Source organism: Gemmatimonadaceae bacterium (genome assembly GCA_019637445.1).
Lineage (GTDB): Bacteria > Gemmatimonadota > Gemmatimonadetes > Gemmatimonadales > Gemmatimonadaceae > Pseudogemmatithrix.
In genome coordinates this window covers 892,528-907,036 of the sequence record JAHBVS010000001.1, presented here as the reverse complement: position 1 = coordinate 907,036, position 14,509 = coordinate 892,528, and the positions used below count along the sequence as shown (strand labels likewise).

Sequence of the window (14,509 nt, the reverse complement as noted above, 5' to 3'; positions counted from 1 at the left end):
ACCGCATAGCGGCGAACTGGCGAGCTTCGCGCTATATTTTTCGCGCCAAGTCCGGTAGCCTCGCCAAGGGCGGGGGCCGGTGTTGGATCGATGGATCCCAACCACCGAGGAACACAAAAGATGAAGCGTTGGATCTTCCGGGTGACACTCGCTGTCGCGGCCCTCGCCGCCGGCGCGTTCACCCACCTCGCGTCGGCGCAGGTGACCACCGGCTCTATGCGTGGCACCGTGACGAACGACGAGAACCAGCCTATTGAAGGCGCTCGAGTCCTAGCCGTCCATCTGCCCTCCGGCACGCAGTACGTGGCCGTGACCCGCGCCGATGGACGGTTCAACATTCCGGGCATGCGTATCGGCGGCCCCTACAGCGTGGCCGCGACGATGATCGGCTTCGCCCGCCAGGCCCGCGAGGATGTGACCGTGACGCTCGGCGTCGCGGTGGACCTCGAGTTCCGGATGTCGGCCGTGGCGACGCAGCTGAGCCAGGTGACCATCACCTCGGAGGGCGGCGAGCTGAGCTCGACGCGTACTGGTGCCGCGACCAGCATCCGTCGCGACCAGCTGGAGCAGCTGCCGACCATCACGCGTCGTCTCGCCGACTTCACGCGCCTGACGCCGCAGTCGAGCGGCAGCTCGTTCGCCGGCCAGGACAACCGCCTGAACAACATCACGGTGGACGGTTCGTACTTCAACAACTCGTTCGGCCTCGGCGGGCAGCCCGGTGACCGCACCGGCGTCGCCCCGATCTCGCTCGACGCGATCGAGGCCGTGCAGGTGAACATCGCGCCCTATGACGTGCGCCAGGGTGCCTTCGTCGGCGCCGCGGTGAACACGGTGACCAAGTCCGGCACCAACGATTTCACGGGCTCGCTCTACTACCTCACGCGCTCGAACGATTTCGTCGGCACGAAGGCGGGTTCGAATACCTTCAGCCCAGGGTCGTTCTCCTTCGACCAGTGGGGCTTCCGTGTCGGCGGCCCAATCCTCAAGGACAAGCTGTTCTTCTTCGTGAGCTACGAGACGGACGAGCTGTCGTCCCCCGCCACGACGTTCCGCTCGAACCTCGGCGGCGAGGCGCCGGTCGGCAACGTCACGCGCGTTCTGCAGTCGGACATGAACACGCTGAGCAACTACCTCGGCACGAACTTCGGCTACAACACCGGTGGCTACGAGGGCTATCCGGGCCTGACGCCGTCGACGCGCATCACCGCGAAGGTCGACTACGCGCTCAGCCAGCGGAACAAGTTCTCGGTGCGCTGGACGAACCTCGACTCCGAGACGGACGTGCTGACGTCGACCTCGTCGTCGCTCGGCTTCGGCCGCACCCGCAACAACAACTGGCTCGGCTTCCAGAACTCCAACTACACCATCCTCGAGAAGATCAACTCGGTGGTCGGTGAGTGGAACTCGCTGCTGACGGACCGGATGTCGAACCAGATGATCATCGGCTACACCAAGCAGGACGAGAGCCGTGGCGCGATCAGCAACCTGTTCCCCTTCGTGGACATCCTCGGCGGCGACATCCCGGGCGGTGGCAGCACGACCTACACCTCGTTCGGCTCGGAGCCCTTCACGCCGAACAACGAGCTGCGGTACAACAGCTTCCAGTTCCAGAACAACTTCACGATCTACGGCAACCGGCACGACCTGACCTTCGGACTCAGCGTCGAGCTCTACGAGTCGGAGAACGTGTTCTTCCCGGGCAGTCAGAGCGCCTACGTGTATCGCTCACTGAGCGACTTCTACACGGACGCGAACGACTTCCTGACGCAGTGCGGCACCAACGCCGCGACCTGGTCCACCTGCTCGCGTCCGACGTCCCCCGTGGACCTCCGCCGCTTCCAGGTCCGCTACGCCAACATCCCGGGCCAGACCAAGCCGGTGCAGCCGCTCGAAGTGAACTTCTCGGGCGTGTATGTGCAGGATGAATGGCGCGTGCGGAACAACCTCACCGTGACCGGCGGCCTGCGCATCGATATGGCTTCGTTCGGCAACACGGGCTTCACGAACACCGCCGCGAACGCGATGACGTTCCGCGACGAGAACGGACAGAGCGTGCAGTACAACACGCAGAAGCTGCCCGACGCGACGCCGCTGTTCTCGCCGCGCCTCGGCTTCAACTACGACGTGCGCGGCAACGGCCAGACCATCCTCCGCGGTGGTACCGGCGTCTTCACCGGCCGCCCGGCGTATGTCTGGATCTCCAACCAGATCGGCAACAACGGCATCCTGACGGGCTTCGAGCAGCAGGACAACACGTTCAACCGCCCCTGGCACCCGGATCCGGACCACTACAAGCCGGCCAGCCCCTCGGGCGCGCCCGCCCCGTCGTATGAGCTCGCGCTGACGGACAAGGGCTTCAAGTTCCCGCAGGTCTGGCGTTCGAACCTGGCCATCGACCACAAGTTCGAGAGCGGCTGGCGCTCCACGATCGAGTTCATCTGGGGCCAGGACGTCAACGGCGTGTACTACATCAACGCCAACCTGCCGGCGGCTGACGGCAACTTCCCGGGCCCGGACAACCGCCCGCGCTACTTCAGCCAGGTCGGCGACGCCTGCACCCAGGCCAACCGCATCAACTGCAACATCACCAGCGCGATCGTCCTGAAGAACCAGGATGTCGGCCGCACGATGAACGCGGCCTTCACGCTGGAGCGCAACTTCATGAACGGCTTCTACACGAAGATCGCCACGGCCTACGGCACCGCCGAGAACACCGTGGATCCGGGCTCGATCGCCTTCGGTAGCTGGAACAACAACCAGCACACTGGCGACCCGAACAACCCGGGCGTTGGTTTCTCCGGCAACTATCAGGGCCGCCGCAGCTTCATGGTCGCGTCGTACACGCGCGACTTCTTCGGTTGGGGCAATACGATGTTCTCGGCCTTCCTCGAGAACTTCACGATCGGCAACACGAGCTACGTGACCTCCGGCGACCTGAATGGCGACGGCGGCACCTCGAATGACCTGATGTACATCCCGGCCAGCATCGCGGAGATGAACTTCGAGGCCATCACGGGTTCGACGCCCTTCTCGGTGGCGCAGCAGGAAGCCGCGTTCGAGGCGTACATCAACCAGGACTCGTACCTCCGTTCGCGTCGCGGCCAGTATGCGGAGCGTGGCGGCCTGCTCCTGCCGAACGTCACCCGGATGGACCTCTCGCTCTCGCAGGACGTGAGCCGCCTCGTGTCGGGCTCCAAGAACACCCTGCAGATCCGCCTGGACATCCTGAACTTCACCAACATGCTGAACAAGGACTGGGGTCTGGCCCAGACCGCGGTCAGCAACTCCCCGCTGATCGTCCGCACCCCGGCGACGACGGGCCCGAAGGCGGGCGAGCCGCGCTATCAGATGCGTGTGGTGGGCGGCCAGCTGATGAACAAGACCTTCCAGAAGACCGCCGGCGTGAACGACGTCTGGCGCATGCAGCTCGGCTTCCGCTACACGTTCAACTAAGCGCTAGCCTCCAGTAGCACCGCCGCCCCGGTCGCCGATTCGTTCGGCGGCCGGGGCGGTTGGTTTTTTCTGGCTTTCGTGCGCTGAGGAACTGCTTTGCCACAGAGGCACGGAGGCACAGAGAACTGCGGATGCGGGAGTGGCGGCGGATGCGGGACAACGGCAAGGGGCGATACGGGAACCGCGAAAGTCAGTCAAACGACAACCGCAACAGCAACACCAACAGCAAATCAAAGGGGGCTCGGCGGACAAATCTGTCCGCCGAGCCCCCCTTCAAGTGCAGTTGCTGTGAATGTCGCCTTTGCAGTTCCACCAGCAGCTGTCGTTGCAGTTCCCGCATCGCCGTCAGCGTTTGCCCCGCATCCGCTGTTCGTCCCGCATCCGCAGTCCTCTGTGTCTCCGTGCCTCTGTGGCAAAGAACTCAGCGCACAGATCTAGAAGATCGACAACTTGATGTACTTCCTCGGATTCTTCTGGAAATCAGCGGTCAGTGAATCCAACCGCGTGAGCAAAGCCCGCGTGTCCCGGTAGAGCCCAGGGTCGTTCATCAGCAGCCCCGCCGAACCCTCCGTGCCCTCAAGCCGGGCCAGCACCCCATTGAGCCGTGTGGTCGTCTCTTGCAGGTCACTGGCCAGCGTGCGCACCGCCACGGAGGCCCCCGCCAGCGCGCGAACCGTGCTGTCCACCTGCACCGAGTCCACCGCGCTCACCACGCGCCTGAGCGCCTGCTGCGTGCGGGACAACTCGTCCGACTGCTCGCGCGCCACGTCCGTCAGCGTCTCCAGCAGTCGGTTGGCGCTTTCGACTGTCTGCCGCATCTCGCGCAGCCCGCCGCGGGTCACCAGCTCCTCGCTGAGCGCCTTCGAGACCAGCTGGATGTCACGGCCGACGGAATCCACCCGCGCCAGCACCTCGCCGATACCGATCGACGGCGGCCCCGCCGGGATCGTGTCGCCCACCGCGAAGTCCTCGTCGGTCGGCCCGCCGACCTGCAGGGCCACCATCATGTCGCCGAACACACCGTTCGGGACGATTCGCGCCTCGGTTGTGCGGGGCAGCCGGTACTCCTTGCCCACCTTCATCGTGATCAGCAGCGTGCCGTTGCGCGCGAACTCCACGTCCGACACGTAGCCGACCGTCACGCCGGAGAACAGCACCGGTTGGCCCGGCCGCAGCCCGGAGCCCCATTCGAAGACGGAATAGACCGGATAGCCCGATGCCAACCCGCCGCGGGCCAGTAGCAGGGAGCCGATGATCGCCAGGACCAGCGCCACCGTGGCCACGATCCCGACCAGCACTTCGTCGCGTCGCTTCATGCCTGAAGGTAAGGGGCGAGGAGGACCGCCGTGATGGCGTCCAGGATGAGGATGGCGATGGACGATACCACCACCGCCTTGGCCGTGCTCTGGCCCACACCCTCGGCGCCGCCGCGCGTCGTGTAGCCCTCGTAGGTGCAGAGGTAGGCGATCGCGCCGCCAAAGAGTGTGGCCTTGATGAGGCTATAAGTGACCTGGAACTGTTCGTAGCCCAGCCGCACGCCTTCCATGAACTGCGCGTACTTCACGTCCGTGATGGTGACCGCCGCCATCAGGCCGCTCAATACGCCGAAGACGTCGGCGAATACGGTGAGGATGGGCAGCATGATGATCGCGGCGATCAGTCGCGGCACGATTAACACCGCCACGGGGTCGAAGGCCAGCGTCTCCAGCGCGTCGATCTGCTCCGTCACTCGCATCGTCGCGATCTCGGCCGTCATCTTGGCGCCCACCCGCCCGGCCAGCACCAGGCCCGTGAGCAACGGTCCCGTCTCGAGAATTACGATCTGCCGCGAACTCAGGCCTACGATCGAGAGCTGGATGCCGGGGAAGAGCTGGTAGCGGATCTGGATCGTGATCACGCCGCCAATGAACGCCGCCACCATGATGGCCAAGGGCAGGGAATCCACGCCGATGGCCCGCATCTGGTGGAACACCTCCCGGGTCCAGGTGCGGCCCTCGCGGAAGGCCCGCCCCACCTCACGTATAAAGAGGACCCGAGAGCCAATGCCGCCGAACAGCCCCAGTGTCCCGCGTCCCATCACGCGGAAGAAGCGAAGGCCACTGCGTTGGACGATCGGGAAGGACTCGGTGGGACGATGCGCCATCTAGGTTCTCACGCGGACGAGCAGGAAGGTGCCGATCACCGTGAACAAGGCCCCCGGCAACCACGCGGCAATCTCCGGCATCACCAGCCCGCCGGCACCGATTGCCTGCGTCAACTGCAGCAGCACGAGGAACACCACCGTCGTCGCCAGGCTCACCGCCACGCCGTAGGCCGTGCCGCCGCGCTGCGTGCTGGTCGCCAGCGGCGCGCCAATCAACATAATGATCACGCAGGTCACGGGGATGGCGATCTTGAGCATGCGCTCCACGCGCAGCTTGCGCACGTCGGCGCCCGAGCGCTCCATTGCCGCAATGAAGCGCCCAAGGTCGCGGTAGCCCATCTCGGCCGGCGCCTTGGGGTTCGCCATCAGGTTCACCGGCTGCTCGGTCATCAGGCGGTCGTGCAGCGAGTCGAACTGGATGCTGAGATTCGACAGCGAGTCCGGCATCAGGTGCACGTAGCCGTTGCGCAGCATCCAGCCACGCTCGGGATTCCAGTCGCCCTCGGTGGCGGCCACCACGTAGTGCGGGAAGTCGGGTCCGGTGCCGCGGCGCTCGATCTCCACCTTCGTGGCCACCTTCGTGTTCACGTCCGCGTAGCCGATCTTGTAGACGCGTCCTTCGTCCGCTGCATAGGCGAAGTTGGAGCGCTGGTTCGCCGAGCGGACCTGTTTCTCCTTGAGCAGCTCGAGCCGCCGCGCGTTCAGCGGCGGGATGATCTCCGAGAGCCCGAGGCCGATCAGCGTCGCCGCCACGGAGCCGACCACGATGGGCAGGATGAAACGGTGGAAGCTGATGCCCGAGGCCTTGGCCGCCGTGATCTCGCTGTGCCGCGTGAACCCGCCGATCGTGAAGACGGTGGCAAACAGTACGGCCGCCGGCAGCACCTGGAACATCGTCTCCGGAATGCCGAACAGGTACGCCAGGCCGATATCTGCCGGCGTCAGCTCACGCGCGAGGTAGTTGTCGAGCTTCTCGGACACGTCGATGATGATGACCAGCAGCGGAAAGCCCAGCGCCGTGGCGACGAGCACCTTCCAGAACTCCGAGAGCACATAGCGGTCCAGCGGGCGCAGGATCCTCACGCGCGCCTCCGCGCCCATCGCCCGCGCCAGCGTTCCATCGCGCGTGCCCACCACTCCGAGGTCTCGCTGCCGCGCGAAGTGGAGCCTTCGCTGCCCAGCTTGGCCGTGAGGTAGATGCCGACGATGCCGAGCATGGCATTGGTCGCCCACATCGCCAGCGCGGGGTCCAGCAAGCCGCGGTCGGAGAGCGCTTCGCCCGCCAGCAGGCCCACGTAGTAGATGCCGAACACGCCGAGGCTCACGCCGATGGTGAGTCCGACACCGCCGCGCGGGAAGCGCAGCGCGATGGGCGCGCCGAGCAATACGAACACGATGCAGGCCGCGGCGATGGAGAACTTCTTCTCGATCTCGACACGGTAGCGGTCGATGCTGGCATCCGTGCTGGTGAGCTCGAAGCGAAGTCCTTCAAGCACAACGGCATCGTAGGCCGGTGGTTGAGGGCGCGGCAGCGGGGTCTGCGAGTCCAGGACGGCGCGTTGCACGCTTGCGACACGCCGCGTCGCCGACGCGTTCGCCCCCGCTGCCTCGTGCACCGCATCAGCATCCGCGGCCGCACTTGGCTCGGCAGCCTGCGCCTCCTTCACCAGCGACCGCTCCCGCCACCAGCGCTGCACGGCACAGTACGTGGGGGCGATGCCCCAAGTCGCGCCCGGCGGCGTCCCGATCTCCTGCCCGGGCCGCTGCGCCACCTGGATGCGCATCCACACGGTGTCGCGCGCACCCTGTGCCGCGTCCACGCGCTGCTGCAGCTCGCAGACCGTCAGCTCTCGGTCGGACTTGTAGGCCGCCGTCGGCGTGTCGCGTTCGAGTCGGGTGGCGATCCCGCGTACCGCGATCAGGTCTTCCTTGAAGAAACTGCGCTGCAGCCGCCGTGGCGTGGAGCTCTCAAGCTCCGTCGTGAACCCGTCGTACAGCGTGAGGATCAGGTCCTCGCCCGTCCGCGAGAAGGCAAGGTTTCCGCTGTCGGCGCGGATGGTGCGGCGCCGTTCGCGGTCGCTTAGGTCGTAGATCGTGACGTCGCGCATGCGGTTGCTGCCCGACTCGATGCGTGCCGCGCGCAGGTACAGCTGCCCGCGCACCACCTCGTTGATGATCTGCTCGTTGAGCGCCAGCGTCGGCTTCACCCGCGCGATGTCAGCCTGCAGGGTCGCCAACCGGTGGTTGGCCCGCGGCAGCACCTGGTCATTGAACAGCACCATCCCGGCAGCCAGCACGAACGAGGCGAGGATCACCGGCCGCACCAGCCGCTGCATGCTCACGCCGCTGGCCTTGAAGGCCGTAATCTCGTTCTCCGAGGCGAAGCGCGAGAACGCGTGCAACGTCGCCACCAGCACCGCCATCGGCAGCGTCATTGCCAGGGTGAACGGGATCGAGAGCAGCAGGAACTCCACGATCACCGACCAGGGTAGCCCCTTGCCGACCAGGTCCGGAAACTTCTTGGCGATGAAGTTGAGCAGCAGCAGCGACGTCAGCGCGGACAGCGCGAACAGCAGCGGGCCGATGTGCTCCTTCAGGATGTAGCGGGCAACGATCTTCACGTCGAGCGGCGTGGGGAGACGGGGGCGAACAGGGTATATTCGACGTTCTGCGAGGGGCGGGGCAAGGTTTCAGGGCCCGGCGGCGCGGATTGATACCCACGAGCGCCGGTGAGAGCGGACCGCGCGGCGATGTTGGCCGTAGCGGATCGCCTGCCGGCCCCAGGAGAGGCGAACACGGCGCATGAATCACTCGCGGAAGGTTCCCAAGTCGACGCCCCGGATGGCGGCTGCAGGGCTTGCACTCGCTGGACTGCCCCTCGTGGCGGCGCTGGCCTGCGGTGGCGGCGCGGATGCCCGGCCCGGTGACGCCGCCGCAGCGAATGTCAGCACCGCGGCCAGCGAGTTCGACGCCGACGCGGCGATGCGCTATGTCACCGCGCAGATCGAGTTCGGGCCCCGCGTTCCCGGCACCGCGGCGCACCGCGCGGCCGGTGACTGGATGGTCCGGGAGTTCGGCGCGCGCGCCGACACCATGCTCGTCCAGACCTGGACGCACACGACCGAGGACGGCCAGCGGCTGCCGATGCGCAACGTGCTGGCCCGCTTCAATCCCGCGGCCGCACGACGTGTGCTCTACGTCGCGCACTGGGACAGCCGTCCGCGCGCCGACAAGGAGATGCGCGCCGAGGATCGCAACAAGCCCATTCCCGGCGCCAATGACGGCGCCTCCGGCGTCGCGTTGCTGCTCGGCGTGGCGGACGCGCTGAAGGCGAATCCGGTCGCCGTGGGCGTCGACCTCCTGCTCGTCGACGGCGAGGACTGGGGCAGCTTCGACACGAACACCGACGTGCTGCTGGGCGCCAAGTACTTCGCCACGCATCTCCCCTCGGCGACCTACGCGCCGGAGTTCGGTGTCGTGTGGGACATGATCGGCAAGGCTGACGCGCGCTTCCTGTACGAGTCGCACTCGGTGCGTGCGGCCCCCGAAGTGGTGCAGCGGGTGTGGACCACTGCGCAGCGCCTCGGCCACGGCATCTACTTCCCGACACGGGAGTACGGGCCAATCACCGACGACCACCTGCCGCTGATCGAGGCCGGCCTCAAGGTCATCGACGTGATCGACCTCGACTACGCCTATCACCACACGCTCGAGGACACGGCGGACAAGGTGTCGCGAGCGACGATGCAGGTGGTGGGCGATGTCGCGCTGGCGGTGCTGCGCGGGCTGTAGTCGGCATCCGGCGGACCGCGGAGCCAGAATCGATGCGGGCTGCGTAGCGGCGATGCGGCGCGGGGCGAAGGCGCTACCAAGCTCCGCAGGTGCCGACACCAGCCGAACGGAGCGCGCTGCTCTTCGTGGCATCCATCGCCGCGCTCGGCGTGGGAGTCCGCGGTTGCCGCGCCCTTCGGCCCACGCCGGTGCCGGCCGAGTCCCGGGAGGCCCTCGCCAGGCAGATCGCTGCAGTTGACTCGGCGGTCGCGGCCGGGGGGCGGAAGCGAAGCAGCTCGAAGGCCAGCGCGCCCTCCACGTCGAGTGGCGCTAGCGCCGGAGCATCGGGCCCGCGACCCGGAACACCTCACTTGGTCGATGTGGATCGGGCCGGCATCGAAGAGCTCGACCGCCTGCCGGGAATCGGTCCCGCGCTTGCCGCTCGCATTATCGCAAACCGCGACTCAGCAGGCGCTTACGGCTCGCTCGAGGCTCTCCAGCAGGTGAAGGGCATAGGTCCCGCACTGGCCGCAAAACTGGCGCCCTATGTCACCTTCTCGGGCCTGCCTCGTCCTACACAATCGGGCCGACCGGCAGCCCGCCGCGCACATCCTTGACACTTGTGCGCTCTACCGGGCACCTTCTCACCCTCCACGTGTCGTACGCCCCGGCAATCCACCGCCCGGGGAGGTCGGCACCCGTCCCCGTTTCCTGACGCATGAGCGCAGCCGCAGCTGGAGGACCAGAGCGGATCGGTGACCTCCTCGTGAAGGAGGGGCTGATCACGCGCGACCAGCTCCAGAAGGCGCTGGACGAGCAGCGCCACAGTGGCACGCGTGTCGGCTACAACCTGATCAAGCTCGGGTTCATCCAAGAGAATGAGCTCACGCGCACGCTGGCGCGGCAGTACAAGATGCCTGCCGTGGACCTCTCGAAGTTCGAGGTGGATCCGAAGATCATCAAGCTGGTGCCGGCGGACCTGGCCACGAAGAACCTGGTGCTGCCCCTCAAGCGGGACGGGCGCACGCTGACGGTCGCGATGGCCGACCCGACGAATATGGGTGTCATCGAGGACCTCAAGTTCATCACGCGCTACGACATCTTCCCGGTCATCGCCGGCGAGTTCACGCTTCGCAACGTCATCGAGAAGCACTACGAGTCCAGCGACGTGCAGATGTCCGCGCTGCTAGACGAGATCGAGGGCCTCGAGGACGGCGACATCGAGGTGCTGGAGGACAAGGAAGAGGAGATGTCCGCCACGGCGCTGGCTGCAGCCGTGGACGATGCCCCGGTCGTGAAGCTCATCAACGCGATCCTGACGAACGCAGTGAAGCAGGGCGCCTCGGACATCCACTTCGAGTGCTTCGAGAAGGAACTCCGGGTGCGTTACCGCGTGGACGGCCACCTCGAAGAGGTGATGAAGCCACCCAAAAAGATGCAGCCGGCGCTTATCTCCCGGTTCAAGATCATGAGCTCGCTGAACATCGCCGAGCGCCGCGTGCCGCAAGACGGCCGCATCAAGCTGAAGCTCAGCGCCAACAAGGTCGTGGACTTCCGCGTCTCCACGCTGCCCACGCTGTTCGGCGAGAAGGTGGTGCTCCGCATCCTGAGCCAGAGCAACCTGATGGACCTGGACAAGCTCGGCATCGAGCCCCAGGCCGAGCGCGACCTGATGGACGCCGTCCGCAGCCCCTACGGCATGGTACTCGTCACCGGTCCCACGGGCTCCGGCAAGACGACCACGTTGTATTCGAGCATCAAGCTCATCAACAAGGTCGAGACGAACATCATGACGGCCGAGGACCCCGTGGAGTACAACCTCTTCGGCGTCAACCAGGTGCTGGTGCGCAACGAGATCGGCATGACGTTCGCGGCGGCGCTGAAGGCCTTCCTGCGTCAGGACCCGAACATCATCATGGTCGGCGAGATCCGCGACCTCGAGACGGGCGGCATCGCCGTCAAGGCGGCCCTCACCGGCCACCTGGTGCTCTCCACGCTGCACACGAACTCGACCGCCGAGACGGTGACGCGTCTCCTGGATATGGGCCTCGAGCCCTTCAACGTCAGCTCGGCGCTCAACCTTGTGCTCGCGCAGCGCCTCCTGCGCCGCAACTGCAGCAGTTGCAAGCAGCAGGTGAAGCTGACGCCCGAAGAGATCGCCGCCGCGCGCTGGACCGAGACGACGACGCTTGGGGAACTGCGCTTCAGCCAGGCGGCCATCGACGGCCTCAAGGCCCGCGCGCCGGACGACGTGAAGCCGCTGCTGGCCAACATCACGCTCGAGACCAAGGCCATCGACATGCCCTTCTTCAAGGGCAAGGGCTGCGACGCCTGCAACGGCTCCGGCTCCAAGGGCCGCCAGGGCGCCTACGAGGTGATGAACATGTCGCCCGGCCTTCGCAAGCTGATCCTCTCCAATGTCGGCGCCGCCGAGATCAAGGACTTCGCGATCGAGGAAGGGATGCTCACCCTCCGCATGGATGGCCTGGTGAAAGTGTGGAAGGGCATCACGTCGCTCGAGCAGGTGATCACCGAGACCAGCGCGTAATGGTGTTCGCCACGCGCGTGCACCGTTCCCCGTTCACCGTTTCCCCCGAGCAATGACCGCAGCCCCCGCCGCAGCCGCCACCGCCCCCCAGCCGCAGGGCGTCAACCTCCGTGTGCTCCTGGAGGAGATGCTCGAGCGCGGCGCGTCCGACCTGCACATCACCGCCGGCTCCCGGCCGATGATGCGCATCGACGGCGACATCACGCCGTCCCGACAGGATACGGTGCTGCAGCCCAAGGAGACGCTGCAGCTGGCCTACTCGGTGCTCACTGAGAACCAGAAGAAGCGCTTCGAGATGGAGGACGAGCTGGACTTCTCGTTCGGCATCCAGAACCTGGCGCGCTTCCGCGGCAACTGCTTCAAGCAGCGCGGCTGCGTCTCCATCGTGCTCCGCGTCATCCCGTTCAGCATCAAGACCTTTTCGGACCTCAACCTGCCGCCGGTGATTGCCAAGCTGGCCGAGAAGCCGCGCGGCCTTGTGCTGGTGACGGGGCCCACGGGCTCCGGCAAGTCCACGACCCTTGCCGCGATGATCGACAAGATCAACCGCGAGCGCAAAGGCCACATCCTCACGGTCGAGGACCCGATCGAGTTCATCCACAAGCACCAGGGCTGCATCGTCAACCAGCGCGAGGTGGGCTCGGACACCAAGAGCTTCGGTCACGCGCTCAAGTACGCGCTCCGTGAGGACCCGGACGTCGTGCTCGTAGGCGAAATGCGCGACCACGAGACGATCCACGCCGGTCTCACTATCGCCGAGACGGGCCACCTGGCCTTCGCCACGTTGCACACGAACTCGGCGGCCGAGGCCATCAACCGTATCATCGACGTCTTCCCCAGCCACCAGCAGGCACAGGTCCGTGCCCAGCTGGCCTTCGTGCTGGAGGGCATCATCACGCAGACGCTGCTGCCCAAGCGTTCGGGCAAGGGCCGGGCGATGGCCGCCGAGATCCTGGTGGTGACCCCGGCCATCCGGGCGCTGATCCGCGACGACAAGATCCACCAGGTCTACTCGATGATGCAGTCCGGCAAGAAGCATGGGATGCAGACCTTGAACGACGCCCTGTACGGGCTGTACCAGTCGCGCGAGGTGTCGGAGGAGGAATGCCTGCGGGTGTCCGGCGACCCGGTGGAGTTCCTGCGCATGATCGGCAAGTCCGCCGGGGACGAAGGCCCCTCGACGACCGGCCCGGCCGGACGGGGTGGGCCTGTGTCCGGCGGCCGTCGTTAGTCGTCTGGTCCCTGAGGAGACCCTATGCCAGCCTTTGTCTATACCGCACGCACCGCCTCCGGCGAACTCAAGTCCGCGACCATCGAGGCCGCGAACAAGGAAGACGTCGTCGCGCAGCTGAAGCGTATGCGGATGAACGTCGTGAAGGTCGAGGAGCAGTCGAAGACCGCCCCGAAGACCAAGGGCTCGATTGCGATGCGCGACATCGTGATCTTCACCCGCCAGTTCTCGACCATGATCAACTCGGGCCTGCCGCTCGTGCAGGCCCTGGACATCCTGTCCAAGCAGTCGGAGAACCCCGTGCTGCAGGCGGTGACGCGGCAGGTGGTGTTCGACGTCGAGTCGGGCCACACGGTGGCCGACGCGCTGGCCAAGCATCCGAACGCGTTCACGGAGCTCTACGTGAACATGGTGGCGGCGGGCGAGGCGGGCGGTATCCTGGACACGATCCTCCTGCGTCTCGCGACGTTCATGGAAAAGAACGACGCCCTGGTTCGCAAGGTGAAAGGCGCCATGATCTACCCTGGCGTCATCATGGGCGTGGCCGGCTCCGCCATCACCATCCTGCTGCTGTTCGTGATCCCGACGTTCCAAAGCATGTTCGAGTCGGTCGGCCTGGCCCTGCCGCTGCCGACGCGCATCGTGATCGGGATGTCGGAGTTCTTGCAGAGCTGGTGGTGGGCGCTGATCATCGCCGGCGTGGTCGCGGTGCAGTCGCTGCGGAAGTACTACGGCACGCCTGACGGCCAACTGCGCATTGACCGGATGCTGCTCAAGGCCCCGGTACTCGGCGATGTGCTGCGCAAGTCGGCCGTGTCGCGCTTCACGCGTACGCTGGGTACGCTGATCAGCTCGGGCGTGAGCATCCTGGACGGCCTCGAGATCACAGCCAAAACGGCGGGCAACCGCGTCATCTCGGACGCCATCATGGCCTCGCGCTCGTCGATCGCCGGTGGTGATACGATCTCGGCGCCGCTGGCCAAGTCCGGCGTGTTCCCGCCGATGGTGATCTCGATGATCGCCGTGGGCGAGCAGACAGGCGGCCTCGACGAGATGCTGTCGAAGATCGCCGACTTCTACGACGAGGAAGTGGACGCCGCGGTGGGCGGCCTGCTCGCCCTGATGGAGCCGATGATGATCGTGTTCCTCGGCGTCGTGGTCGGCGGCATGGTCGTGGCGATGTACCTGCCGATCTTCGACATGATCAACGCGGTGCAGTAAGGGCAGACGAAGGTTGAAGGACGAAGAAGGGGCGGCCGTTCGGCCGCCCCTTCTTCATTCGTGCATTTGTGCGCTGAGTCTTTGCCACAGAGGCACAGAGACACAGAGGGAGGCGGATACGGGAATGGCTGCGGATGCG

At 66.0% G+C, this 14,509-nt stretch carries 10 protein-coding genes; 6 read left to right on the top strand and 4 right to left on the bottom strand.

Going from position 1 to position 14,509, the window contains the following annotated elements; all coding sequences use genetic code 11:
- Positions 1 to 120 precede the first annotated feature (120 nt).
- Positions 121 to 3,456, top strand: a complete 3,336-nt coding sequence (locus KF709_04255; GenBank protein ID MBX3173598.1) for a TonB-dependent receptor — start codon at positions 121 to 123, stop codon at positions 3,454 to 3,456.
- A gap of 434 nt (positions 3,457 to 3,890) precedes the next feature.
- Here the strand turns inward: KF709_04255 and KF709_04250 are convergent, their stop codons facing one another.
- From KF709_04250 to KF709_04235, 4 genes are read right to left on the bottom strand one after another with little or no spacing between them, the layout of a single operon-like run.
- Positions 3,891 to 4,772: an MCE family protein gene (locus KF709_04250; protein ID MBX3173597.1), complete on the bottom strand. Its 882-nt coding sequence runs from the start codon at positions 4,770 to 4,772 to the stop codon at positions 3,891 to 3,893.
- Complete coding sequence (locus KF709_04245) at positions 4,769 to 5,599, bottom strand: ABC transporter permease (protein MBX3173596.1); 831 nt, start codon at positions 5,597 to 5,599, stop codon at positions 4,769 to 4,771. Before KF709_04245 ends, KF709_04250 begins: the two co-directional genes overlap by 4 nt.
- Positions 5,600 to 6,682: an LptF/LptG family permease gene (locus KF709_04240; GenBank protein MBX3173595.1), complete on the bottom strand. Its 1,083-nt coding sequence runs from the start codon at positions 6,680 to 6,682 to the stop codon at positions 5,600 to 5,602.
- Complete coding sequence (locus tag KF709_04235; protein ID MBX3173594.1) at positions 6,679 to 8,220, bottom strand: LptF/LptG family permease; 1,542 nt, start codon at positions 8,218 to 8,220, stop codon at positions 6,679 to 6,681. The genes KF709_04240 and KF709_04235 overlap by 4 nt, the downstream gene beginning before the upstream one ends.
- A gap of 220 nt (positions 8,221 to 8,440) precedes the next feature.
- Here KF709_04235 and KF709_04230 point away from each other — a divergent pair, with 220 nt between their 5' ends.
- From KF709_04230 to KF709_04210, 5 genes are all read left to right on the top strand, one after another.
- On the top strand, positions 8,441 to 9,391 hold the full coding sequence (locus tag KF709_04230) for a M28 family peptidase (GenBank protein MBX3173593.1): 951 nt from the start codon (positions 8,441 to 8,443) through the stop codon (positions 9,389 to 9,391).
- 359 nt (positions 9,392 to 9,750) lie between these two features.
- A complete protein-coding gene (locus tag KF709_04225; GenBank protein ID MBX3173592.1) occupies positions 9,751 to 9,987 on the top strand; it encodes a helix-hairpin-helix domain-containing protein in 237 nt (78 codons plus the stop codon).
- A gap of 101 nt (positions 9,988 to 10,088) precedes the next feature.
- On the top strand, positions 10,089 to 11,918 hold the full coding sequence (gene tadA / locus KF709_04220) for a Flp pilus assembly complex ATPase component TadA (protein MBX3173591.1): 1,830 nt from the start codon (positions 10,089 to 10,091) through the stop codon (positions 11,916 to 11,918).
- Between the two features lie 52 nt (positions 11,919 to 11,970).
- Entirely contained in the window at positions 11,971 to 13,149 is a 1,179-nt protein-coding gene (locus tag KF709_04215; protein ID MBX3173590.1) for a type IV pilus twitching motility protein PilT, read from the top strand.
- Between the two features lie 24 nt (positions 13,150 to 13,173).
- Complete coding sequence (locus KF709_04210) at positions 13,174 to 14,370, top strand: type II secretion system F family protein (GenBank protein MBX3173589.1); 1,197 nt, start codon at positions 13,174 to 13,176, stop codon at positions 14,368 to 14,370.
- Positions 14,371 to 14,509: the final 139 nt, after the last annotated feature.